Origin of the sequence: Collimonas sp. NPDC087041 (assembly GCF_044745265.1) — a bacterium.
Taxonomy (GTDB): Bacteria; Pseudomonadota; Gammaproteobacteria; order Burkholderiales; family Burkholderiaceae_D; genus Collimonas.
The window spans coordinates 444,982-468,702 of the sequence record NZ_JBIUZX010000003.1; the positions used below are offsets into that span (position 1 = coordinate 444,982).

General features: G+C 58.0%; 26 protein-coding genes. 13 read left to right on the top strand and 13 right to left on the bottom strand.

All coding sequences use genetic code 11. The features are described 5' to 3' along the window. Positions 1-41: 41 nt before the first annotated feature. A complete protein-coding gene (locus ACIPF8_RS07955) occupies positions 42-569 on the top strand; it encodes an SRPBCC family protein (RefSeq protein WP_400419253.1) in 528 nt (175 codons plus the stop codon). 55 nt (positions 570-624) lie between these two features. Further along, a complete protein-coding gene (locus ACIPF8_RS07960) occupies positions 625-1,035 on the top strand; it encodes a VOC family protein (RefSeq protein WP_400419256.1) in 411 nt (136 codons plus the stop codon). A gap of 84 nt (positions 1,036-1,119) precedes the next feature. Here ACIPF8_RS07960 and ACIPF8_RS07965 read toward each other — a convergent pair whose 3' ends face one another. Next, complete coding sequence (locus ACIPF8_RS07965) at positions 1,120-1,347, bottom strand: hypothetical protein (RefSeq protein WP_400419258.1); 228 nt, start codon at positions 1,345-1,347, stop codon at positions 1,120-1,122. 30 nt (positions 1,348-1,377) lie between these two features. Continuing rightward, a complete protein-coding gene (locus ACIPF8_RS07970) occupies positions 1,378-1,854 on the bottom strand; it encodes an Lrp/AsnC family transcriptional regulator (protein WP_400419261.1) in 477 nt (158 codons plus the stop codon). 135 nt (positions 1,855-1,989) lie between these two features. Here ACIPF8_RS07970 and kynB point away from each other — a divergent pair, with 135 nt between their 5' ends. The 3 genes from kynB to kynA are packed head-to-tail and all read left to right on the top strand — an operon-like array spanning position 1,990 to position 4,771. After that, entirely contained in the window at positions 1,990-2,628 is a 639-nt protein-coding gene (kynB, locus tag ACIPF8_RS07975; RefSeq protein WP_400419263.1) for an arylformamidase, read from the top strand. Positions 2,629-2,646: 18 nt separating this feature from the next. Next, positions 2,647-3,909: a kynureninase gene (gene kynU, locus ACIPF8_RS07980; protein ID WP_400419266.1), complete on the top strand. Its 1,263-nt coding sequence runs from the start codon at positions 2,647-2,649 to the stop codon at positions 3,907-3,909. 19 nt (positions 3,910-3,928) lie between these two features. Further along, positions 3,929-4,771 carry a tryptophan 2,3-dioxygenase gene (gene kynA, locus ACIPF8_RS07985; RefSeq protein ID WP_400419269.1) on the top strand — a complete coding sequence of 281 codons (843 nt, stop codon included), beginning with the start codon at positions 3,929-3,931 and terminating at the stop codon, positions 4,769-4,771. A gap of 31 nt (positions 4,772-4,802) precedes the next feature. On the opposite strand, the gene ACIPF8_RS07990 is transcribed toward kynA, so the two are convergent. The 8 genes from ACIPF8_RS07990 to ACIPF8_RS08025 all read right to left on the bottom strand — a co-directional run bounded on the left by ACIPF8_RS07990 (position 4,803) and on the right by ACIPF8_RS08025 (position 12,063). Further along, the gene (locus tag ACIPF8_RS07990; RefSeq protein ID WP_400419272.1) at positions 4,803-5,399 is read right to left on the bottom strand and encodes a hypothetical protein; all 597 of its coding nucleotides are present in this window, start codon (positions 5,397-5,399) and stop codon (positions 4,803-4,805) included. 37 nt (positions 5,400-5,436) lie between these two features. Then, a complete protein-coding gene (locus tag ACIPF8_RS07995; RefSeq protein ID WP_400419275.1) occupies positions 5,437-5,682 on the bottom strand; it encodes a hypothetical protein in 246 nt (81 codons plus the stop codon). After that, positions 5,675-6,586, bottom strand: coding sequence for a DNA/RNA non-specific endonuclease (locus tag ACIPF8_RS08000; RefSeq protein WP_400419278.1), 912 nt, complete (start codon positions 6,584-6,586; stop codon positions 5,675-5,677). Before ACIPF8_RS08000 ends, ACIPF8_RS07995 begins: the two co-directional genes overlap by 8 nt. A 141-nt stretch (positions 6,587-6,727) precedes the next feature. Further along, on the bottom strand, positions 6,728-7,246 hold the full coding sequence (locus tag ACIPF8_RS08005; RefSeq protein WP_400419280.1) for a hypothetical protein: 519 nt from the start codon (positions 7,244-7,246) through the stop codon (positions 6,728-6,730). Between the two features lie 172 nt (positions 7,247-7,418). After that, a complete protein-coding gene (gene gltS / locus ACIPF8_RS08010; RefSeq protein ID WP_400419282.1) occupies positions 7,419-8,630 on the bottom strand; it encodes a sodium/glutamate symporter in 1,212 nt (403 codons plus the stop codon). Positions 8,631-8,852: 222 nt separating this feature from the next. Continuing rightward, entirely contained in the window at positions 8,853-9,611 is a 759-nt protein-coding gene (locus tag ACIPF8_RS08015; RefSeq protein ID WP_400419285.1) for a LytR/AlgR family response regulator transcription factor, read from the bottom strand. Between the two features lie 26 nt (positions 9,612-9,637). Next, positions 9,638-10,999, bottom strand: a complete 1,362-nt coding sequence (locus ACIPF8_RS08020) for a sensor histidine kinase (RefSeq protein WP_400419288.1) — start codon at positions 10,997-10,999, stop codon at positions 9,638-9,640. Positions 11,000-11,169: 170 nt separating this feature from the next. Next, a complete protein-coding gene (locus ACIPF8_RS08025; protein WP_400419291.1) occupies positions 11,170-12,063 on the bottom strand; it encodes a LysR family transcriptional regulator in 894 nt (297 codons plus the stop codon). A gap of 237 nt (positions 12,064-12,300) precedes the next feature. Between ACIPF8_RS08025 and ACIPF8_RS08030 the strand changes: the two genes are divergently transcribed. The 6 genes from ACIPF8_RS08030 (at position 12,301) to ACIPF8_RS08055 (ending at position 19,523) form a co-directional block, all read left to right on the top strand. Further along, positions 12,301-13,173 carry an alpha/beta hydrolase gene (locus ACIPF8_RS08030; RefSeq protein WP_400419294.1) on the top strand — a complete coding sequence of 291 codons (873 nt, stop codon included), beginning with the start codon at positions 12,301-12,303 and terminating at the stop codon, positions 13,171-13,173. A gap of 45 nt (positions 13,174-13,218) precedes the next feature. Next, a complete protein-coding gene (locus ACIPF8_RS08035) occupies positions 13,219-14,163 on the top strand; it encodes an ABC transporter permease (RefSeq protein WP_400419296.1) in 945 nt (314 codons plus the stop codon). After that, a complete protein-coding gene (locus ACIPF8_RS08040; protein ID WP_400419298.1) occupies positions 14,160-14,981 on the top strand; it encodes an ABC transporter permease in 822 nt (273 codons plus the stop codon). Before ACIPF8_RS08035 ends, ACIPF8_RS08040 begins: the two co-directional genes overlap by 4 nt. Next, a complete protein-coding gene (locus ACIPF8_RS08045; RefSeq protein ID WP_400419301.1) occupies positions 14,978-16,657 on the top strand; it encodes an ABC transporter ATP-binding protein in 1,680 nt (559 codons plus the stop codon). The genes ACIPF8_RS08040 and ACIPF8_RS08045 overlap by 4 nt, the downstream gene beginning before the upstream one ends. A 25-nt stretch (positions 16,658-16,682) precedes the next feature. Further along, complete coding sequence (locus ACIPF8_RS08050) at positions 16,683-18,260, top strand: ABC transporter substrate-binding protein (RefSeq protein WP_400419303.1); 1,578 nt, start codon at positions 16,683-16,685, stop codon at positions 18,258-18,260. A 126-nt stretch (positions 18,261-18,386) separates the two neighbouring features. Next, on the top strand, positions 18,387-19,523 hold the full coding sequence (locus ACIPF8_RS08055; protein WP_400419305.1) for a C45 family autoproteolytic acyltransferase/hydolase: 1,137 nt from the start codon (positions 18,387-18,389) through the stop codon (positions 19,521-19,523). A gap of 42 nt (positions 19,524-19,565) precedes the next feature. On the opposite strand, the gene ACIPF8_RS08060 is transcribed toward ACIPF8_RS08055, so the two are convergent. From ACIPF8_RS08060 to ACIPF8_RS08070, 3 genes are read right to left on the bottom strand one after another with little or no spacing between them, the layout of a single operon-like run. After that, a complete protein-coding gene (locus ACIPF8_RS08060) occupies positions 19,566-19,997 on the bottom strand; it encodes a universal stress protein (protein ID WP_400419308.1) in 432 nt (143 codons plus the stop codon). Positions 19,998-20,043: 46 nt separating this feature from the next. Further along, positions 20,044-20,856, bottom strand: coding sequence for an alpha/beta fold hydrolase (locus ACIPF8_RS08065; RefSeq protein WP_400419311.1), 813 nt, complete (start codon positions 20,854-20,856; stop codon positions 20,044-20,046). Further along, the gene (locus ACIPF8_RS08070; protein WP_400419314.1) at positions 20,849-21,847 is read right to left on the bottom strand and encodes a M14 family zinc carboxypeptidase; all 999 of its coding nucleotides are present in this window, start codon (positions 21,845-21,847) and stop codon (positions 20,849-20,851) included. Before ACIPF8_RS08070 ends, ACIPF8_RS08065 begins: the two co-directional genes overlap by 8 nt. Before the next feature lie 209 nt (positions 21,848-22,056). Between ACIPF8_RS08070 and ACIPF8_RS08075 the strand changes: the two genes are divergently transcribed. After that, the gene (locus tag ACIPF8_RS08075; protein ID WP_400419317.1) at positions 22,057-22,911 is read left to right on the top strand and encodes a PhzF family phenazine biosynthesis protein; all 855 of its coding nucleotides are present in this window, start codon (positions 22,057-22,059) and stop codon (positions 22,909-22,911) included. A 124-nt stretch (positions 22,912-23,035) separates the two neighbouring features. Continuing rightward, positions 23,036-23,641, top strand: coding sequence for a pyridoxamine 5'-phosphate oxidase family protein (locus ACIPF8_RS08080; protein ID WP_400419320.1), 606 nt, complete (start codon positions 23,036-23,038; stop codon positions 23,639-23,641). Positions 23,642-23,721 lie beyond the last annotated feature (80 nt).

A 23,721-nucleotide genomic window follows, 5' to 3' on the forward strand; every position in this document is an offset into this window, starting at 1 on the left:
AACTCCGCCCCCTTCATGCCGGCACTACAACAAGGAAAACCATGATCAAGACCATCGCCATTCTCATCGTCGTCGTACTTGCCGCCGTGCTGGGCTATGCAGCCACCAAGCCCGACACTTTCCGGGTGCAACGAACAATCTCCATCAAGGCCGCACCGGAAAAGATCATTGCCCAGATCGACAATTTCCACAACTGGACTGCATGGTCGCCTTATGAGAAACGCGATCCGACGATGAAGAGAAGCTACAGCGGCGCCGACAGCGGCGTGGGCGCCGTGTACGCATGGGATGGCTCGAGCGAGGTGGGTTCCGGGCGCATGGAAATCACGGAAGTATCGCCATCCTCCAAAGTCGCGATCAAGCTGGATTTCATCAAGCCGCTTGAGGGTCACAACATTGCTGAATTTACCGTAGAACCCCAGGGCGACAGCAACACCGTCACCTGGGCCATGTATGGCCCTTCGCCTTTCATTTCAAAAGTGATGGGCCTGTTTTTTAACATGGACCACATGATCGGCAAGGATTTTGAAGCCGGTCTGGCCAACCTGAAAGCCGTCGCGGAAAAATAAGCGCACCTATTCCCATGCGAGCGGCATATTCAATCACTCATTAAAGGAACGCATCATGAAATTGATTCCCTATCTTAATTTCGACGGCCAATGCGAAGCGGCATTCAAGTTCTATGAACAGGCTCTTGGCGGCAAAATCGTCTTCATGATGACGCATGGTAATTCGCCGATGGCGGAGCAAACTGCGCCCGAATGGCGCGACAAGGTCATGCACATCCACCTGGAATTCAACGGCATGGCGGTAATGGGATCCGACTGTCCGCCGGGGTATTACCAGAAACCGCAGGGCGTTTCGCTATCGATCAACGTCGACAAGATCGCTGATGCGGAACGCCTCTACAATGCGCTGGTCAAGGACGGCAAGGTGACAATGGCGCTTGACAAAACCTTCTGGGCCGAACGCTTCGGCATGCTCCAGGATCAGTTCGGCATCTCGTGGATGATCAACTGCGAAAAAGAAATATGACAAACGGCAGTACAAGGAACAGGTGATTTTCTTCACCTGTTTCACTTGCCATCCGCCGCGTCGGAAGCTATTGTAGCGCCGCGATTAGCGCGTAGCCGTCTTGACAACGGTGATACGGTCGATGAAAAACTCGCCGTCGATGCATTTCCGGTGCGGCACGCCGGCCGCCTGGAATCCTGGCCCGCCCTCCTTCACCCATATCTTCGCAACGGTGTCGAATTCCTCGACTTCCAGGCCGAGCATGGGTGCCGACAACACGAATTGCGCGCCTTCTTTTTGCCGGTCCAGGACTTCTTGTACTGTCTTTGCCATGATGTAAATAATTCTGTGAGTGGTGATTAATCAGCCGTCGCGCAACAGCTCGCGCGGCAATTCGTAGGTTTCCTTGATCGCCTGCAGCACGATGTTGGAGCGGATATCGAGCACGCCCGGTATCTTGTAGAGTTTTTCCAGCACGAACGCGGAATAGTGTTTCAGGTTGCGCGCCTTGACGCGCAACAGGTAATTGGCGTCACCAGTGATGATATAGGAACCGACTACCTCCGGATATTTCTGCAACGCTTCCATGAAATTTTCATGCCAGCTTTCCACATCGCGACGCATTGTCACCTGCACGAAAACATCCAGTTCCAACCCAAGTTTTTCCGGATTCAGCAGCGCACTATAGCGACTGATGATGCCTTCCTCTTCCAGAATGCGTACCCGGCGCAGGCATGATGACGGCGACAGGAAAACCTTCTCGGCCAGATCCTGGTTGCTGATCCTCCCATTCTGCTGCAACAACGTCAGAATGCTTAAATCGGTGGCATCGAGCTGCATTGAAATTATCTTTCAACAATAACCGTTAAATACTGAATTTATTCTAAATTTAGTCAAAATTGTATCGCAATTTCGTAGAAAAATTTCAATCAGCTAGCCTAAAATATTTGCTCGAATCGACACTCTCCAGCGCCAATGACGAACAACGCCGACAAGCCCATCTGGGACATCAGTCCCTCCCTTTCCGCGCACATTCCAGTCTGGCCGGGCGATACGGCTTTCAGCGCCCAGGCCACCTGGGAGATTGCCGATGGCTGTCCAGTGCATGTCAGCCGCTTCACTCTTTCCACCCACACCGGCGCGCACTGCGACGCCCCCTCCCATTACGATCCGCAGGGATTGCCAATCGACCAGGTCGCGCTCGATGCCTATATCGGCCCTTGCCGCGTGATCCATTGCATCGGCGCGTCGCCGGTCATGCCGCAAGACATTGCACATGCACTGGCCGACCTTCCGCCGCGAGTATTGCTGCGTACTTATGCGAACGCGCCGCAAACCGAATGGGATTCAGCATTTGCGGCCGTTGCACCTGAAACCATTGATCTGCTTGCAGGGCACGGCGTGCGCCTGATCGGCGTCGACACGCCATCGCTCGATCCGCAGGATTCGAAAGCCATGCTGGCGCACCACGCAGTGCGCCGCCACCGCATGGCGATACTTGAAGGCATCGTGCTCGATGCGATTGCCGCTGGCGATTACGAACTGATTGCACTACCGCTGCGCCTGGCCGGCCTCGACGCCAGTCCGGTCCGGGCGATCTTGCGACCTCTTTAACTCTTCTGGAACATAGGAATGACCAACCACACCACCACTCGCGCAGCTTGTGAAACGCTGGACGCGAACGATCCACTGGCGCCGCTGCGCGCGCAATTCGCGCTGCCGCCCGGCGTCGTTTATCTCGACGGCAATTCGCTGGGAGCACGCCCGAAAGCGGCGCTGCAACGCGCCCAGCAAGTGATCGAAGAGGAATGGGGCAACGACCTGATACGCAGCTGGAACAAGGCTGGCTGGTTCGACCTGCCGGCAAGCCTCGGCAACAAGCTGGCGCCGCTGATCGGTGCCGGTGAAAACGAAGTGGTCATCACCGACTCGACTTCGATCAACCTGTTCAAGATGCTGGCCGCCGCGCTGCAAATGCAAGCGACGCAGCCGGACAGCGCAACGCGCAAGGTGATCGTCACCGAACGCGACAACTTCCCGACCGACATCTACATGGCCCAAGGCCTGGCCGAATGGCTGGATCGCGGCTACCGCATCCACCTGGTCGATTCGCCGCAAGAGCTTTCCTCCGCAGTGAATACGGAAACCGCGGTACTGATGCTGACCCACGTGAACTATCGCAGCGGCCATTTGCACGACATGCGGGCGGTGACGGCCGCAGCACAGGCACATGGCGCCTTGGTGTTGTGGGACCTGGCGCACTCCGCCGGCGCGCTGCCGATCGACCTGCACGCGGCCAATGCCGATTTCGCCGTCGGTTGCACCTACAAGTACATGAACGGCGGTCCCGGTGCGCCGGCCTTTGCTTGGATCGCGCCACGCCATCACGTGCAATTCCGCCAGCCTTTGTCTGGCTGGTGGGGACATCGCGCGCCATTCACGATGCAGCCCGATTTTGCGCCAACCGACGGCATCCGCCGCGCCTTGTGCGGCACCCAGCCTATCGTGTCGCTGGCGATGGTCGAATCCGGCCTGGACATCTTCGCGCAGACCGATATGCACGCCTTGCGCGCCAAATCGCTGGCGCTGACCGATCTGTTCATCGCCTTGGTGGAAAGCCGATGCGCTGGCCAGCAATTGACGCTGGTCACGCCGCGCGATCATGCGCAGCGCGGCAGCCACGTCAGCTTCGCGCATGCGCACGGCTACGGCATCATGCGCGCACTGATCGCCCGCGGCGTGATCGGCGATTATCGCGAGCCGCAAGTGATGCGCTTCGGTTTCACACCGCTTTACACCCGATTTACCGACGTCTGGGACGCCGTGGAATCGCTGCGCCAAATCCTGGTCGATACAGACTACGAAATCAACGCGCAACAAGAAGCCGTGACCTAATTAGCGCCAGGAGACAAGAATGGAATGCCCGTACAACGACAAAGGCGCCTGGCACGGCGCCAAGATGGAATTCAAGGAAGACATGAGCTACGGCGATTACCTGGCGCTCGACCAGGTGTTGTCGGCGCAGCGGCCGCTCTCGCCGAATCACAACGAGATGCTGTTCATCGTCCAGCACCAGACCAGCGAATTGTGGATGAAATTGATGCTGCATGAACTGCATGCAGTGCGCGCGCAGCTGCGCATGAATGTGCTGTCGCCAGCCTTCAAGATGATGGCGCGCGTCGCCCGCATCATGGATCAACTAGTGCATGCCTGGGATGTCCTGGCGACCATGACGCCGCCCGAATACACGGCGATCCGCCCCTATCTTGGGCACTCCTCGGGCTTCCAATCGTATCAATATCGCGAGATCGAATTCCTGCTGGGGAACAAGAACGCGGCGCTGCTGCAGATGCACCAAGGTTCGCCGGAATCGTATGCACGGTTGGACGATGCATTGAAACAGCCGTCGATCTACGATGAAGCAGTGATGCTGATGGCGCGTGCCGGATTGACCGTGGACGAAGCCCGGTTGACGCTGGACTGGAGCAAGCCCACCGTCGCTGACCAATCCGTGGAAAACGCCTGGCTCACGGTCTACAAGGCGCCGGATAAACATTGGGAATTATACGAACTGGCCGAGAAGCTGGTCGACCTGGAAACTTCGTTCCGCTTCTGGCGCTTCCGCCACCTGACCACAGTGGAACGCGTGATCGGGTTCAAGAAAGGCACCGGCGGCACCGAGGGTGCGAGCTATTTGAAGAAGATGCTGGATGTGGTGTTGTTTCCGGAACTGTTCTCGCTGCGTACCTCTCTTTGACGGCAACAGCGAGCCTTGTCGCAGAAAGCGATTACACCTTGCTGCCGCGCGCCGCAGCCCGCTCGCGCGCATCCTTGACGTCGCCTGGTTCGCAGCGCATTTCCAGCAACTGGTTGACGGCAATTTCATCGGCCAGGGAAGTTGCCGTCACCACTGCGCCAAAAAAATTCGTATCGAGGCTGAGTGCGTCATATATGCGCCTGCGGCCCTGGTCATCCTGCGGCAATTGCAGCACAACAGTCAGATAGGTTGGTGCTGAGCCATCGCCGCGCGATGGAATTTTATCCGAAATCTGCTTAGCGGCTCCGCTCGACAAGATGGTCTGTTGCGCGTTTTGCGCGACTTCCACAGGCTCAGCTGCCCGCACTTGCGCGGCCAATTCATCCACCGATACGATCACGGTGGTATGTTCCCCTGGCCATTTTTTGACGCCGCCAACCAGCTCACAAGTGCCGCCACTGACCTCATATTCGCTCTCGGAAATCTTCTCGTAATGAAAAGGCTCCCAGCCATCGACGCCATGCTTGCGGATCGCGACAGCTTCCAATGCCAGGGTCAACGGCGCACCGTTTCCCAGCATGCCCACCGCGCTCAATTCAATCTCGCCACTTGTTGCTTCGTCCATCATGCCGCCTCGTTGATTCATTAATTCATGGATACGTTGATTAAAACGGATTACTGACCTTCACCACCGGCGCCGTCGGCAACACATCGGGCAGCGTCCGCGCTTCCATTTCACCGATCACCTGGTTGACCAGCGCCTGCAACGCCTTGGCTTGCTCCAGCCCGCGTGCATCCAACGTCAAATCGAGATCGCCGAACAGGCTGACCCGGTCCAGGCGGTTTTCAACGTTCAATTTACCGATGGCGAAGGTCGCGCTTTCATCTGCGAATGGCGTAAATTTAGACATGGGACATTCCTTTCTGAATCAGGTTGGTTATGAAATTCATCAACATTTTCAAGAAATCGTTCAGCATTCTTGTCAACAGGTCCGTTTCCATTTTCTTGACCTGCTGCGCCACCGGCTCCGCCTTCTTTTCGGGGCTGGCGCGCTCGCCACGCATGCTCGCTCCGGGCAATTTCATCGCCACATCCTTCACATGCTTGGCCACGCCGGGAAGCAAGCTGATGTGCAAGGTATTCTCCAGCTGCGTGACCGACATCTGTTCGTAGTGGGAAGTATCCTCGTTCTTGATGAAATAAGCAGCGGCCTGCTGCCTCTTCGGACTATAGACGACTTTATAGATATAAGTCGGCACCAATACGTTACCCACCTTCTGCAACTCCTGCCCGAGGAACGCCGGCCCGGTAATCACGTACAGCTCACCGTCGTTGACCGCCATGTTGCGCACCGCGCTTTCGATCGCAGCCCAGACATGCCGGTTGTTCTGCGGATTTTGCGGGATCATGTTGGCCAGGCTGAAACTTTCGTACTGCGAAGTCCGGTTCGCCATGTCGCCATTCGGGCTCATGTGGCCGCGATCAAAGCCGGAGCGCGCGTAGTCCTTCAGCTCCGCCCGGTCGCTGATCAGCAACGCCGGCTCGGGATGAAAGGAATTTTCACGCGATAGGCTCCGCGCCGCGTCAATGTTATTGCGCGTTAAATGTTCGGCCGACCAGAGCGGCGTGCGGGTAATCCCGGAATGCATGACGACAAAAGCCTGGAAGCAAAGCTCCTGGGTCTGGCGTGCCAGCTTGTCATTGAGAATCCTGGGAGCCTGGCCGCCGGCGTAATGAGAAGGACAATCTGTGGCAAAAGCGGTGGAACTGAGAAGAAACAGGGAAACAAAAAACAAACGAAGCTTGTGCGGCATTGCTCACCAAAAACTGTATAAATACACAGTATAAGGTTTTACGCGAACCGCTCCAAGCACAATCCTAATTTTTTCTGTTCGGCCTGCACACGCCCTAATAATCCGGTATCGATACGCGCTGCCTGCAACACCCGCAACACATTAGCCCGGCTTGCGGAAACCATTCTCGACCCAGGCACTGGCGCTACTTTGGCTCAGCTTGAAAGTCGGCGCCACGCGCACCTGGGCGACTTGTTCGCCGTCTTCATCGCGCGCGCTCAGCAATGCATAGGGGAAATCATCGTCGGGAACGATGTCCAGCGTCACGTTGTACGTTGCCGCACCGTCGCTCACGGTCATGTTCTTGTGCAGCATCGCGTGCAGTTGCTGTTCATGGCGACGCACGAATTCGGTGGCCGTCTTGACCAGCGTGATGAACGCCGATGGATCCAGCGGTTTCGGATTCTTCTTGTCGCGCCCCATGGTCCACGGGCCGACCAGTGCGGGTTCCGGCTCGCCATCCTTGATCATCGCCACCGCCCAACCGTCGTCATCGTCATTCTTGATGATGCGCGCGGTCCAGCCATCATCGCGCCAGAGACGCGGCTCCTGGATAACGTAGCTGTCAACGGCTTCAGGTTCAACGGGAAAATCAGGATCTTGCTGGGAAATATCGGTCATTGCGGAAAGGATCACTTCGAAGAGGCGGGGAAATTGGGGGAACAGCGAATTGTATAGTACAAAACGCCAGGCGACGGCAAGGCCTCGCCATTCCCGATTTTCGGCCAAATGAAAGACCGATGCTGCGTCGAAGAAGTGTGCGATGCCCAGCTTCTTCGACGCAGAAATGGTGTCAGTTATAAATCGGCAGCGCCAGGAACAGCTTGATCACGATTGCATTCGCAATATCGATGAAGAATGCGCTGACCATCGGCACCACCAGGAACGCCAGGCGCGACGGGCCGAAGCGGTCGGTCACGGCTTGCATGTTGGCGATTGCGGTTGGTGTTGCACCCAACCCGAAACCGCAATGTCCGGCTGCCAGGACCGCCGCGTCGTAGTTCGATCCCATCACGCGGAAAGTGACGAAGGCCGCATACAGCGCCATCGCAACCGTCTGTACCGCCAGGATCAGCAGCACCGGCAAGGCCAGCGACGCCAGGTCCCACAGACGCAGGCTCATCAATGCCATCGCCAGAAACAACGACAAGCTGACGTTACCAATGACCAGGATTGCGCGTTCAAAAATCTTGTAGCCGACCACCAGCGACAAACCGTTGCTCAACAGGACGCCGACGAACAACACGCTGACAAACGTCGGCAATTCAAATGCCGTGCCATTCAGTTGATTGGCAATCATGGTGCCGACCGTAAGACTGACTGCAATCAAGGCCAATGCTTCGATAAATGATTGCGCAGTAATCAGTTGCACTGCCTTTGGCTGCTCAAAGCTCAGCGGGGCATCCTGGCCTTCTTCCTGAGTAGCTTTCGCCGCGGGCAATTTCACCCGTTTCACCAGGAATCCGGCTACCGGGCCGCCAATCAAACCGCCCAGAACCAAGCCGAATGTCGCGCACGCTATCGCAATCTCGGTGGCAGCGGCCAATCCGTGACGCTCGGAAAACACGCGTCCCCAAGCAGCGCCGGTGCCATGTCCGCCGGAAAGGGAAATCGATGCTCCCAGCAAACCGATCAAGGGATCGAGTCCCATCATCTTGGCCATGCCAATGCCAATCGCATCCTGCAATATCAGCAAGCCCAGCACCACAAGCAGGAACAGCACCAGAGTACGACCGCCGGCCTTCAGGCTGGCAAGATTGGCGTTCAAGCCAATGGTGGCGAAAAACGCCAGCATCAATGGCCCTTGCAAACTGCCATCGAACTTTACCTGGACATCGCCGATTCCGCGCAATGCAAATAGCAGTAACGCCACCAACAGGCCGCCGACCACGGGTTCGGGAATGCTATAGGTTTTCAGGAAATTCGAAGACGAAACCAGCTTGCGTCCCAACAGCAATACCAGCGACGCCGCAACCAATGTTTCCAGGGTGTCTAAAGCGATCATTTATTCTCCTCTTGTCTTTTAAGCAAGCCGAAGTATAGCAAAATTCATAATACGAATTTAATTCCACCACCGCTTTACATTGAAATAAACAGACTGATTGAACTCTTACCTGGGTAGACCTTAGGCAATTTAAGCGATTCTAAAGAATATTGCCTGCGCAAGATGAAGCCGGCGACTACAGCGCCAGCACTTAATACAGAGTACGGAATCGATCAAAAAACATCACATCGGCCGGAAGCGCCAGGCATACGCCAGGCTCACCCTTAGCCTTTCCTTTGAACCGCGCAGCTCCACCGTGACTTTACCTGCATCGTCGCGGTAAGCCTTGACGATCGCATCGGCGCGCACCACCACGCTGCGATGGATTTGCCAAAACTGATCGGGGTCCAACCCGGCCATCAATTCGCGCAGGGGCTTGCGCACATGCGCTTCGTCATCGCTGCTGACCACCCGCGTATACTTTTCGTCGGAAACAAAGAACAGGATTTTCTCGACCGGAAACATCTTGATCGTATCGCCAACGCTGGCGCTGATCCAGCGTATCCGCTCAACCGCCGCAGCGGAGCGCAAACGACTGTCCAGTTCCCTCATCAGTTTGGCGACATCCATCGTCGGCTGGTCCGTTGCGAGACGTCCCTGCAAGCGGCTTACCGTTTCCTGCAAGCGCTGGCGCGACAGCGGCTTCAGCAGATAATCCATTGCGGCTGCAGTAAAGGCCTCCAGCGCATGATTATCGTACGCAGTCACAAACACGGCATGACAATTTCCCTTGATTGCTTCGGCAACATCCAGCCCGCTCAAACCCGGCATGCGTATGTCCAGAAAAGCAATGTCCGGCTGATGCTGCTGGATGGCCTCGAGCGCCTCTGTGCCATATTCGCATTCGGCCAGGATCTGCAACTCCGGCCAGACATCGGCCAGCATGCGGCGCAATTCGGTGCGGGGGAGATCCTCGTCGTCGGCAATAATCGCTGTTGGCATTTTTTCGCTAGATTAAATGAGGAACATCAAAGGGGAGAAATCGATAGCGGCAGCAATATGATTGCATCTACACCGCCGCCCGGCAATGCCTTCAGGGTCAGATTGGCACGGTCACCGTACAAGGCGGCAAGACGCTCGCGGATATTTGACAGGCCGATGCCGCTTCCTGCGGTGGCGCCGTTAAAACCGATACCATCGTCACGCACGCTGAGTTCCATTGCGTCGGCGCCATTGTGCCGTATCTGCCTCGCATAAACGTCGATCCGCGCACTCCCGACTTTGGATTCTATGCCGTGTTTTACGGCATTCTCCACCAGGGAAATCAACATCAGCGGCGGCATCGAAGCACGCAGCAGGCCAGGGTCAGCCTCAACCGAGTAATTGAGACGCGGCATGCGCGCACGCATCAGCGCCAGATAAGCGCGAGCCGCCGCCAGCTGGGCGCCAAGCCTGGCTTGGGCGCTGCTGCCGTCGCTGCGTAATTGCGGTATCGTGGCCCGCAGGTATTCCACCAGGTGATCCACAATCGCGGTTGCCCGCTGCGGCTCGGAGACAACCGCCGAGCGTACGCCCGCCAGCGTATTGAACAGGAAATGCGGTTCGATCTGCGCCATCAGGACCGACAAGCGCAACTCCGCTTCATTGCGGGCTGCGTTCACTCTTTCCACTTCCTGTTGGAGTAACGCTTCTTCCAGCTTGCGGCGCTGCCGGAAAAACATCCACAAATCCTTGCCGCCACCGAAGCGAAGAGTAAACAACACGGCAGCCAACGTGCTCAGCACGGTAATCATTGTGTCCAGGGAGGGCGGATCGTCGTTCATCATATCGGACGCCATTGTGTGCACCATCGAGTCGGCATCCGCCTTTGGTTGCGGCGCACTTTGGCTGCCGAACACCTTGCCATCAGCATTGACAGCGCTTTCTTCTTCTAACGAACCCGAAAAATAGAGATGCACCGAGTTGGTATTGAGTGCATGCTTGATCAAATATTTGCCGCCATAAAAAGCGCCGCAGGTCAGCAGCAAACCGAGCAGCAGGGCCGCGACAAGTCCAATCGCCTCTTCGCGCACTGGCCACGCCTGCCTGCGCACCAGCACCGCCAGGCCGATCCCGGATAACAACAAAAACACCAAGCCGATCTCGATCGAACCGCCGGTGAAGATCAATACTTTCCAGCTCTTTTTGGCGGCGAATCCGATCAGGAAAAAAATGATTCCCAAGGTCACAAGGTAAAACAATGAAGAAATGACACGGTATCGATACCAGGTCGAACTGAAAATCGGATAGCTCGATGAACGATCGAACCAGGTGCTGCTGCGCATCGACACATCCGCTGGAAGCAGTTGATCCTGGTTCGCCGGCATGCCGGATCTATCTATGACAGCCATGGTGCGTCCTTGCAAATGAAGTATTGGCATTGTGTCGTTTTTTACTAGCGTGGGATAGCCGGGTGCGATGAAATCGGGATTTTCGATGATGAAATTATGAGAATCCGGCATGAAGAATGAACGGCGACTGCCAGGTACTCGCGCAGCAAGTGGCCATTTGTTCCTGAACCTCAGCCGCGTGGCTTCATCCGGCTAAGATGCTCCAGCAGTTCCTCGCGCACCACTCCAGTAATATGGCTGCGGCGTCCGCTTTCCAACATGCCTAGGCGACGTGCAACCGGCCTCCCCGGCAAATGCAGTACGCATAATCCAGGATCGTTTTCCCAATCGAAGTTCTTGAGCAAAGGAACCATGGTAAAGCCGACGTTCTTTCGCACCAGTTCGACAATCGAAAGCAGTGAATTGAGTTCAAGGAATTCTTTGGGCACCAGTTGCATCTCTCGCAGGACTCGATCGATGTTAGCGCCAGTCGGCGTCAGCCGGTCGAAGCGTATGAACGGATGCGCGGCAAAAAGACTGGCGATGCTGGTGTCATGGGTGGCGACGCTTGAGTTTGCAATGACGGTCAATGTCTCGACGTAGCAAGGAGTCCACAGCACTCCTGGTCTTTCCGGCCATTGGCGCTCAACCACCATGGCTGCGTCGAGTTCGCCGCTGATCACGCCTTCGGTCAGCCGCGCCTGATCCTGGACCCGCAGTTCCACCTCCAGATCCGGATGGCGCAATTTGAGTTCCGCAAGCGTCGTGGAAAGCAGGCCCATGGCGGTAATCAGGGAGCCAAGTTTGAGGCTGCCGGCAATCTGTTGCTGGTCTTGCACCTCGCGGCGCATCGCATCGTATTGGGCCAGCAGGCTCTCTGCACGCGGCAGCAGCAGATGCCCGGCCGGACTCAGCACCATGATGCGACCGGTCTTGTCGAAGAGCGTCCTTTTGAGTTCCGCCTCCAAGGCACGCATCTGCTGGCCAACCGCAGCCTGTGTCAGCGCGACCTGATCGGCGGCGGCAGCGAACGAGCCGCCGCGTGCCGCAGCCACGAAAGTACGAAGAAAGCGGATGCTGCTCATAGGCTAGCGGCCCGAGAAAAAATGAAAGGCGAAGATAAAGAATTTATTTAGCAATACTAAACTATTTATGCATATTTATTTTCCTTTTTTTACCACATAATCAAATCGCAGTTTGACGGCATGCCAGCGCAAAGCACTCAACAACAGCAATGCATGCCGCAAAAATTCTTCTTTTGACAAAAGTGCGCTGTAGCCCGTGGCCGGCGCCTTCCCGTTCGCAATTGCAAAGGATTTCCCATGCCAGAAACGTCCGCGGCCCCCTCTCTCCAATCCGATCAGCGTGCCCGCGCGATTTACGACCTGGGGCACAGCACCATCTATGCATCGCGCAGCGACCCGCGGTTTTCGTACTGCACTTACGTGCCGCATCACATTGGTAACGTCAGCGCACGCCCCCTGCAACTGGTCGTCGTGATGCACGGCACCGGCCGCGCCTTCACTGAGTATCGCGATGCCTTTGCTGAATTTGCCAAGTGGAATGACTGCATCGTGCTGTGCCCGCTGTTTCCCGCCGGACCGCTAGGCGATGGCAACCGCGACGGTTTCAAGCAGCTGCGGGAAGGCGCCATCCATTACGACGAAGTGCTGCTGGACATGGTCGATGAAGTCGCCGAAAAATTCGGCTGCGATTTTTCCAAGTTCGCACTTTTCGGCTATTCGGGTGGTGGTCAGTTCGTCAACCGCTTCGGCTACCTGCATCCCGAGCGTCTGTGGGCGCTGTCGATCGGCGCGCCCGGCTCGGTCACGCTGCTCGACGTCAACCAGGACTGGTGGGTTGGCGTACGCAATTTTGAAACCCGCTTTGGCAAGCCGCTGAATCTCGATGTGCTGAAGACATTGCCAGTCCATATGATTGTCGGCAAGGCTGATATAGAGACCTGGGAAATCACGCACAAGGAAGGCGGCAAGTTCTTCATGCCCGGCGCCAACGATGCCGGCCGTACGCGGCCCGAGCGCCTCGACACCTTGCGCAAATCCTTTGAGGCTGCCGGTGTCGCGGTGACGCTCGATGTGGTCGACAACGTTCCGCACAACGGCTTGGCCTGCGTCGACAAGGTGCAGGATTTTTTCGCCGCCACGCTGCGCACGATCCGTAGCACGGCCTGCTAGGCCGCGCCCCGCGCCACACTCACCACCGACACTGGACCTCAAACCATGTTTCGTTTCGCGCTCAATCGGCTGCTCATGGCGTTGCCGACTTTGTTCATCGTTGCGGTCGCTGTTTTTGTGCTGATCCGCCTGATCCCTGGCGACCCGGCGCAACTACTGCTCGGCGATCTGGCCGATCCGGTACGGCTGGCTGAATTACGCAGCCGCCTGGGCCTGGATCAGAGTTGGCTGGTGCAGTTCGGCATCTGGGGCCGCCATGCATTGCACGGCGACCTGGGCGTCTCAATCACCACTGGCGAGTCTGTCATGCATCTGGTCTGGACGCGTTTCCTGGTCAGTGCGCAGATTGTCCTGGTCGCCGTATTCTTTGCCGCTCTGGTCGCGGTGCCGGCCGGCATGATCGCGGCCTGGAAACAGAATCGCTGGCCCGACCTGGCGCTGGTTGGCACGGCCACACTATTGGTGTCGCTGCCGACTTTCTGGCTTGGCTTGCTGCTGTTGTTGTTCCTCGGCCTGAAGATGGATTGGCTGCCAGTCGTCGGCTACGTATCCGTCGCAAGCGACTGGAAGGCCGGCCTGCTGTACCTGGTCATGCCGATCATGACGCTGTTCTTGCATGAGATCGGCGTACTCATCCGGATGGCGCGCGCCAGCACACTTGAGGTGCTGCGGCTGGATTACATCACCCATGCGCGCGCCAAAGGTCTGTCCGAGCGCGCCGTGCTAATGCATCACGCGTTTCGCAATTCCTTCGGTCCGACCTGGACCTTGATCGGCCTGGTGCTGGGCAACCTGCTGGGCGGTGTTGCCGTGGTCGAAACCGTGTTCACCATTCCTGGCCTCGGCCGCCTTTTGGTAGATGCGATCTTTGCACGCGATTATCCGGTCATCCAGGGTTGCCTGCTTTTTGTAGCGGTGATCTATGTGCTGACCAACCTGGTGATTGACCTGTGCTATCCCCTCTTTGACCCACGGGTACTGGCCGAATGAAAAAACTACTCACTCCGCAAACGCTGATAGGACTGGCGATGATCGGCATCATTCTGGCAGCGGCCATCATCGGCCTGTTCTGGACGCCGTACGATCCATTGCAAATCAGCTTCTCTGCCCGCTTTCACCTCCCCAGTACCGACTGGTGGCTGGGCACCGATGAATTCGGTCGCGACGAACTCTCGCGCCTGATGGCCGGCGCCTCCAACAGCATCCTGATCAGCTTCCTCACGGTGCTATTGGCCGTCAGCGTCGGCACCGCTATCGGCGTTGTCACCGGCTTCGTACGCGGCTGGTTCGATCGCATCGTGATGGCTTTCATCAACGCCTTGCTTGCTTTTCCAGGCCTGTTGCTCGCCCTTGCATTGCTTGCGGTCTTTGGCGCCAACAAGTACGGCATCATCCTGGCCCTTGGGCTGGCCTACACGCCTTCGGTCACCCGCATTGTGCGCGGCACCGTGATGTCGTTGCGGGAAAAGGAGTTCATCGAATCCTCCCGCGTGCTGGGAAATTCCGAGCTGTACACCATGATCCGCCACGTACTTCCGAACTGCATCGCGCCACTCACGGTGCTGGCGACATCCATGTTCGGCTGGGTCATCCTGGCGGAAAGTTCGCTGTCCTTTCTGGGACTGGGCGTGCCGCCGCCAGCGCCGACCTGGGGCAATATGTTGGCTTCGGCCCGGCCCTACATGGCGCAAGCGACGTATCTGTCTATCCTTCCCGGCCTGTGCATTGCGCTCACGCTGCTGGGCATCAACTTCCTGGGCGACGCCGTGCGCGATCTGCTCGATCCTCGCATGAAAGGCCTGGAATGAGCGCGCCGATTACCCTCCCCTATATCAAGCTGGTCGACGTCTCCGGTCTGACGCTGGCCGTCGGCGCCAAGGGCCGGCAGATCGTCAGCGATGTATCGTTTTCGGTCTCTCCCGGCGAATTCGTCGGCCTGGTTGGCGAGTCCGGCAGCGGCAAGACGCAGGCAGCGCGCGCCATCATGGGACTGACGCCCTTGCCGCTGGTGCGCACTGCAGGCCGCATAGTTTTCGAAGGAGAAGATCTCGCAGAAGTCACCGAAGCGCGTCTGCGTTCGCTACGCGGTGCGCGTATCGGCATGGTGTTCCAGGAACCGATGACGTCGCTGAATCCTTCATCGACCATCGGCGCCCAACTCGATGAGGGATTGGCGCTGCATCGTCCGCAGTTGAGCAAAACCATGCGACGCGAGCTGGCGCTCGACATGCTGGCCCGCGTCGGCATTGCCGACCCGAAGGCCGCGCTCGGCGCCTGGCCCCACGAATTTTCGGGCGGCATGCGACAACGCATGATGCTGGCCTCGGTGATGTTGCTTGAGCCTTCACTGCTGATCGCCGACGAACCTACCACCGCGCTAGACGCCGTGGTCCAGCGCGACGTACTCGAACTCATGGTCAACCTGACCCGCGAGCACAACACGGCGGTCCTGCTCATCAGCCACGACCTGCCCATGGTCGCGCGTTACACCGATCGTATTATCGTCATGAAGCAGGGTGAAGTCGTCGAGTCCGGCAACACCGCAACCTTGCTGGCAACACCCTCACAGCCATACACCCGCAAGCTGCTCGAAGCGATCCCGCGCCGCCAGCCCGCACGCATTTTGCCGGCTGCCGATCCTGTGGTCGAAGTGCGCGGACTGGTCTTTGACTATCCCGGCCACAAACGCTGGTTCTCGAAGACTGCTGCCAAGCGCGTGCTGCATGGCATTGACCTGGCCATCCAACCCAAGGAAATCGTTGCCGTCGTCGGCGGTTCCGGTTCAGGAAAAACCACGCTTGGCCGCGCCATCGCAGGCTTGATCAAACCGACCGAAGGCGAGCTGCGCTTCAAGGGCAGATCCATCCAGCGCCGCGATCCGGGCTGGCGCGACTATCGGCTCAACTGCCAGATGGTGTTCCAGGATCCCTACTCGTCACTCAACCCGCGCATGACGATTGCACAACTGGTCGGTGAAGGCCTGCGCCTGATCAACGGCATGTCGAACGCCGACAAGCAAGCGCGCGTCGCAAAAATGCTGCAAGAGGTCGGCCTCGACGGCAAGTACGGCGACCGCTACGCGCATGAGTTGTCTGGCGGCCAGCGCCAGCGCGCGGCGATCGCCCGCGCACTGGTGCGCCATCCATCGTTTGTGATTGCCGACGAACCTGTCTCGGCACTGGATGTGACGGTGCGCGCGCAGGTGCTTGAGCTTTTCGCTGAACTGCAGGATCGCTACGGCTTTTCATGTCTCTTTATCAGCCATGACCTCGGCGTGGTCGAACAAGTTGCCGACCGCGTGCTGGTAATGCAGGCCGGCAGGATCATCGAACAAGGCAGCCGCGACGCCGTGTTCGATCAACCGCAAGAACCCTACACCCGCCAGCTGCTATCGGCGATCCCGGCGCTGATCCCGGTGCCCGGCGGTGGCATGCAGCTCAAGTGGCGCTTCGACCAACCCGATACGCTAGTCGCCGCGATTTAACCGTTATCTTTCAAGGAACTTTGCCATGCGATCTACATTGTTCATAGCACGTCTTGCAGCACCGGCAGCGCTCGCGTTGTTAGCCGCGGGCGCGGCAAGCGCGCAGACTCCACAGTCGCAGCAAATCGTCGTCGCGCAACCGGCCGACATTCGCTCCACCAATCCCGGGGTAAATCGAGACGACACCACCGATGGCGTCATGCTGAACATGGTTGAAGGCCTGGTCGGCTACCACGATAACGGCTCGGTTGGGCCGTTGCTGGCACGTTCCATCAGCACCAGCCCGGACGGCCTCACCTATACCTTCAAGCTGCGCACCGGCGTGAAGTTCCACAATGGCGATCCGATGACTTCAGCCGATGTGTTGTGGAGCTGGAACCGCTACATGAATCCCAAGACCGACTGGCGCTGCCTGACGGAATTCGACGGCCGCTCGGGCACCAAGGTGGTATCGGCCACCGCGCCCGATCCTCAGACCTTCATACTAAAGATAGACAAGCCATCGGCGGTGTTCCTCGACAATCTGGCGCGCACCGACTGCGCGATGACTGCGGTCATCAGCAAAAAATCCGTCAAGGCCGATGGCAGCTGGGATAAGCCGATCGGCACCGGACCTTTCAAGTTTGAAGAATGGAAGCGCGGCGAATACGTGACCATGAGCGCCTTCGCCGATTACCAGTCGCCACCCGGCGACAAAGTCGATGGCTATCTCGGCCTGAAGAAACCATTGGTGGCCAAGGTCAAGTTTTTGGTTGTGCCCGACATGTCGACGTCCAAGGCTGGCCTGCAGTCTGGCGCCATCGACGTCGGCCAAGTCACCTCATCCGATGTCAAGGAATTGAAAACCGACCGTAACCTGAGCCTGCTCAACTCGATCGATTCGGGTAAAAATACGCTGCTGATGCAAACCAACGATCCAGTGTTGAAAGACGAGCGTATCCGCCAGGCGATCGCCCTGTCGCTCGACATGAAACAGATCGTTGAAGCCGCCTCGGAAGGACTGTCCCACGTCAACAATTCTGCCATTACCGACAAGTCATTGTTCTACAGCGCGGAACAAAAGAAGTCCTACCCCTATAACCCGACCAAGGCAAAACAGTTGTTGCTGCAAGCCGGTTATCGAGGCCAACCCATCGTGATCCAGGCCAACAAGCGCGCGCAGGTGCCGAGCTTCACGGTTGCGGTGCTGACCCAGGCCATGATGCAAGCCGTCGGCATCAATGCACAGATTGAAGTACTGGAATGGGCTACACAACTGGACCGTTACAACAGCGGCAAATTCCAGATGAGTTCGTTCAGCTATTCCTCCCGCCTGGACCCGGCATTGAGCTATGAACAATTCTCCGGCAGCAAGGCCAAGCAACCGCGCAAGATCTGGGACGATCCGGCCGCGCAGCAGTTGATTGACCAAAGTTTCACCGAGTCCGATCCGAAAAAACGCCAGGTGCTGTTCGATCAGCTACACGCGCTGATGCTCGCCAAGACGCCGTTGATCGTGCTGTACAACATCACCGATTCCTGGGCCGTGCGCAAGCGTGTGAGCGGCTTCTCGGTGTGGGAAAGCAAACCCCTGATGTGGAACACCCGCGTGACCGACAAATAGCGCCTCCGCCGGGTCCCACTGCACATAACCTTTCGCCCTCCTTGCAGAGGAGGGACTATTTTGTGGCAACGCATCGCCGCCGGCCGCCGCACGCCTGTCCATTTCATTTTATGAATGCTTAAGACCATGAACTCCATACAACAATTTCCTTTCATCTCCGTTTCCGGCACACCGTTTGAGCGCGGCGTGCAATACGGCCAGCAGGCCGCCGACCGCGTGCGCGGCAGCATTGCGCTGTATGGACAGACGCTGGTCAATCTCGGCTACAGCGAGCAAGCACGCAAAGAGCTGATAAATTTTTTTGTCAAACAGATCGGCGACTTTGCGCCCCACTACATCGACGAAATGAACGGTATCGCCAAAGGCGCCGATGTCGACCTGGCCGACATCGTGATGATCAACGCCCGCACCGAGGTACTGGCCAAGGCGCGCGCCGAGAAAGTCAGGGCGGTCGACAACGAACCCGGCGATGGTTGTACCGGCGCACTGATCTTGCCCGGCCGCTCGGCCACCGGCAACCTGATCCATGGCCAGAACTGGGACTGGCGCGCCGAATGTGTCGATACTTCCATCGTGCTGCGCGTGCGTAACGACAACGGCCCCGATTTCCTGACCTTCGTCGAAGCCGGCGGACTGGCGCGTAGCGGGTTCAACAGCGCGGGCGTGTCCATCACCGCCAACTACCTGGAGTCCGATCGCGACTTCACCCAACTCGGCGTACCGTTATCGTTGATCCGTCGCAAAGTCCTGGAACAGGAGATTTTTTCGCTAGCGATGAAAGCCGTGGCGACCACACCGAAATCCTGCTCCAACAACATCATGCTGGGCATGGCGGAAGGCTTCGGCATCGACTTCGAATGCACCACCAACGAATCCTTCCCTATCTATCCGGGCGATGATGGTCTGATCGTGCATGCGAACCATTGGGTGTCCCAGGTTGCGCTGGGCAAACTGGTCGATCTCGGCATCGCCAACTCGCCCGACAGCCACTACCGCGACTGGCGCGTGCGCAAGCTGCTGAACGAAGCAGGTCCCAAGCTCGGCCGCCAGCAGATGAAAGACGCCTTTTTCGATAACTTCGGCTTGCCCTATTCAGTGTGCCGGCCGCCACGTCCCGGCAGCCACGATAATCTGTCGGCCACGGTCGCCATGGTCATCATGGAACCGGCTGCACGGGAAATGGAAGTCGCGCCGTTGCCGGCGTTGAACCGGGTGTTCACACGCTACAGCCTTGATCGGGATCCGGAGTTGCTGGTGGGTTGATGCCAAGCTGATACCTACAGCGCAGGCACAGCGGTTCTCGCCCTAAGCATGCACCGCGACAAGGATACTGCTCTTGACTCGCTCCACCAGCAGCGCATCCATCGCCCCGCGCCACCAGCGCATCGCAAATGTCTTGCGGCGCGAATGGCCGACGATGATTAGCTCTATTCCGAGCTGGTCGGCCAGGGCGCCGATCACGTCAACCGGCTCGCCAATCTTGAGGTGCGTGATCACCTTCAGCCCGGCGGACGCCAATTGCTCGCGGCCGCGCTCCAGTTCCTGTTCCATCATTTGCGTCTTGGTAGTGAATGCGATCTCCGGCGCGTAGCCGCCGGCCATGCCATACGCGGATAGCTGGACCACCGCCAGCAGGTGAATTACCGCTGAGGCATGCGGTTCGATGCAGATGCATTCGTGCAAGGCGGACTTGCTTTCCGGCGTGCCGTCGTACGCCACCAAAATTTTGCTGTACATGACAGTCTCCTCACATCATCCGTTCATCGCTATGAATCGGATAATGTCATGGGGCTATTGTGCTCTCTTTGCGATCAGATGTATCCCGCCGCGTGAATCGCTGCCGCGCCAGCCAATCGCGCACCTGTTCCGCCACCCAAGGTCCGGCATCCAGCGTGAGATCGTGGCCCGCCGCCGCCTGCATCGCCAATGGCGCTTGCCATTGCTGCGCCAGACGCTGCGAACAGTGGGGATCGATCAAGCGGTCGGCGCCGCTGGCGAGGATCAGCAGCGGCACCTGCGGCGCGCCGGCCGGGGCACGGTAGCGGATTGCCGCACACAACTGGCGCAAAGCGTTGCACTGGCTGACCGGACGATCGCGCTGGTAGCTGATCCAGGCTGCCAGCACTTCTGCTTGCTGTGGATGCTGATTACTGGTCAGGCCCAGCAACAAACTTTCCTGCCGCTCGACCTGGCGCCGGCCAAAACCCGATAAACCAAGAGAGAGCAGTGCCGGATAATTACGGGGCCGCAGGCGTCGATAAAACGGACTGATCGGGCGCAGGCTGGTATTGAGCAGCACGCAACCATCGATTTCCTCCGGGTAGCGCGTTGCCCAATCGGTAGCGACCATGCCGCCTAGCGACAAGGCAAACAAATTGTATGGCGGTTCGATAGCCCGGTCTTTGAGCTGCCTGCGGCAGGCTTCAGTCATCTCCTCAACCCGCATCGGACTTCTCAACGCATGCAGGCTGCCGTTGCCGGGCAGGTCGAGCAGCGTGATGTCAGCGTCGGGCAGCAGCGCACGGAACACGTCTGGAAAATCCCCCCAATGCCGGGCCTCGCGCATCAGGCCGCGCAGGAACACCCATTTACTCATGATGCATCCCGTGTTGTTGCTGATAGCCGGGACTGTCCGGCGTCCAATAGCGGTGGGCGCCGGCCGCGCGGGTGAGGAATTCGAACCACACCAGGTGACTGCGCAGCACGCGCTGCAGGCGGTTGGGCGATTTTGGATTGAACATGCCGAGGCGGGAAAACAGCTGGCGCGGATTTTCCCGTACCCAAAGCCAGGAGCCCATCTCCAGCGTCAGCGGCAGAAACACCCGGTCGCCGCTGGCTTGCGATTGCAGATACAGGTAATCCCACAAATCGCCGTGCGTCAGATATTGGTTGTTTTGCGCTTCGAACAGATAATTGTGTTCGCGATAGGTTTGATTGAACAGCTCCTTGAGGGCGAGGACTTGCGGCAGATGCGGAATCGGCGTACGGCTGTGGGCGTAGGGAAACCAGATCCGGTCCTTCAAGCCGAAGCCGGAATGGCAATCCAGCGCAATGCTGAACTCACGGCTCATCAGTTCGTCCTGTACAACGCTGCACAAGGCCTGGGCTTCGGCCTCCATTGGTGCATCGGAGATGCCGCGATACCAGGGCAGGCGCGAACTGAAACGCTGGCCGCCGAGCATGAAAGCGACCTTCTCGCTGGCATCGACAGGCGCGTTGCGCATCAGGTCGACACCTCGCGGGTTACAGCGTGTGCTGTCCCACATGCCGGCCGGATTGACCAGCGGCATGAAAACCAATCGTACCGAAGCCAATTGCTGATGCAGCGCCGCGTCCCATTTCAAGCGGCTCAACAAGCTGCGTAAAAAGGAGAGCAGTACGCGGGTGCCGATCCGCTCAAGTCCGTGCACGCCGCCAAAGAATCCCACCGCCGGCGCTTCCGGATCCTTGCTGCCGATCGTCAGCGCATAGACGGGAAAGCGATGTCCTTTCATCTCGACTTCGCACACAGTCCGACTCTCCAGGTAGGGTTTCCCCTCCTGCATGATGCGTTCCAGTTCGATCAATTCCGGCAAATCGCAGTCCATTCTGGCGCCCTCGCTGTCCCCTTGGTTTGATGGAGCGGGACAAAGATAACTTTTGCGCCTAGTTGGCGACAATGTCAAGGGTGTGTCCCGAAAAACCGCTCGCCGACACATGGCCGAGAAAGGATGGCGGCACCCGCTCCGAAAGCGACGCAATCCACCTGCTAGAATTACTCACTTTCATTGCCCACTTTCAGAACCACAGGATTTCCATGGCCAGCTACGCTTATCGCCTCCTCAATGTCTTCGCCGAATCGACTTTCGGCGGCAATCAACTGTGCGTATTCGAAGACGCGCGCGGCCTGGACGACACCACCATGCAAGCCCTGGCGTTGCAATTCAATTTATCGGAAACCACGTTCATCCTGCCATCCGATCGCGCCGATGCGCGCGTGCGCATCTTTACACCCGGCCACGAAATGCGCTTTGCCGGCCATCCGACGCTTGGCACTGCACACGTGGTGCGTGATCTCGTGCACACCGGTTCCACGCTGTCGCTGGAACTCAACGCTGGCGTAGTTCCGGTAAGCGCCAACGGCGATGTCTGGACCCTGACTGCACCAGACCAGCCAAAAACCGCCGCAGCCGATCTGACACAAGCGGACATGGCGGCATTGCTCGGTTTAAGCGAAGACGATTTGCTGACTGCGCCGTTGTGGGTCGATACCGGCACCGATCAGATGCTGGTGGCGTTGCGCAGCCTCGACGCGGTCCGGCGGACACGTCCCGACAGCAGCCGCCTTGAGGCCTGGCCGCAAAACAGTATTGATCGCAAAACCGTTTATGTGTTTGCTTTTGACGCCGCGCAGCCTGGCCGGGTCTTGTCGCGTTATTTCTATGCGAAACCGGGCGGCGGCGTGGTTGAAGATCCGGGCACCGGTTCGGCCTGCGCCAATCTGGGCGGCTGGCTGATCGCCAACAACCATGCGCTGCCGGCGGCATATCGGGTTGAACAAGGCGCTGCGGTACAACGTCCCTGCCTGCTTCATCTGACTGTCGGCAGCGATCAGGCGATCCAGGTTGGCGGCAAGGTCATCGAGATTGGTCGCGGCAGTATCACGCTATAGCCATTTTTCCGCGCTCATCATGATTGCTCAACTTCCAACGCCAGGAACAAGCCGCGGCAGTCGCAATCCAGAGGAAACGACGATTAATTGGTAAAATTGCTGCCAACCAATCCGGAGAAACAGCATGCTTACCAGCGTCGAGCAGTTGGAAGAGATTTATGGCAAACCACATGAACGCGCGGTCTGGAAGGAAATTGATTTCCTGAACGAGGATTACCAGGCATTTGTCAGCGCCTCGCCGTTTGTCGTGATTTCTTCTGCCGGCCCGGAAGGCACCGATTGCTCTCCAAAAGGAGATGCGCCGGGATTCGTCAAGATCCTCGATGAACGTACGCTGGCGATACCGGATCGTCCGGGCAACAACCGTATCGACACACTACGCAATATCGTCGTCGACTCGCGTATTTCGGTACTGTTCATCGTGCCCGGCATCGGAGAAACGCTACGCGTCAACGGCCGCGCGGAAATCTCCGCCGATCCGGCAATGCTGGAAAATTTTGCGGTCAATGGCAAACTGCCGCGCACAGTCACCATCGTCAACATCGAAGCGGCCTATTTCCATTGTTCGAAGGCGCTGGTGCGCTCAAAACTCTGGGACCCGGCGCAACAATTGGAACGCAGCCGCTTGCCAAGCCCGGGAGCCATGCACAAACGGCTCACTGGCGGCGCCTTCGATGCGGAAGCCTACGATTGCGAATTGCCGGCTCGGGTGCAGGCAAGTTTGTATTGAGATCGCAGTTGGCCAAAAGCGCCTGATCATTCCTGATCAACACCCCAGACCTTCCGCCCCTCAAGCCGAAAAACTGTCAA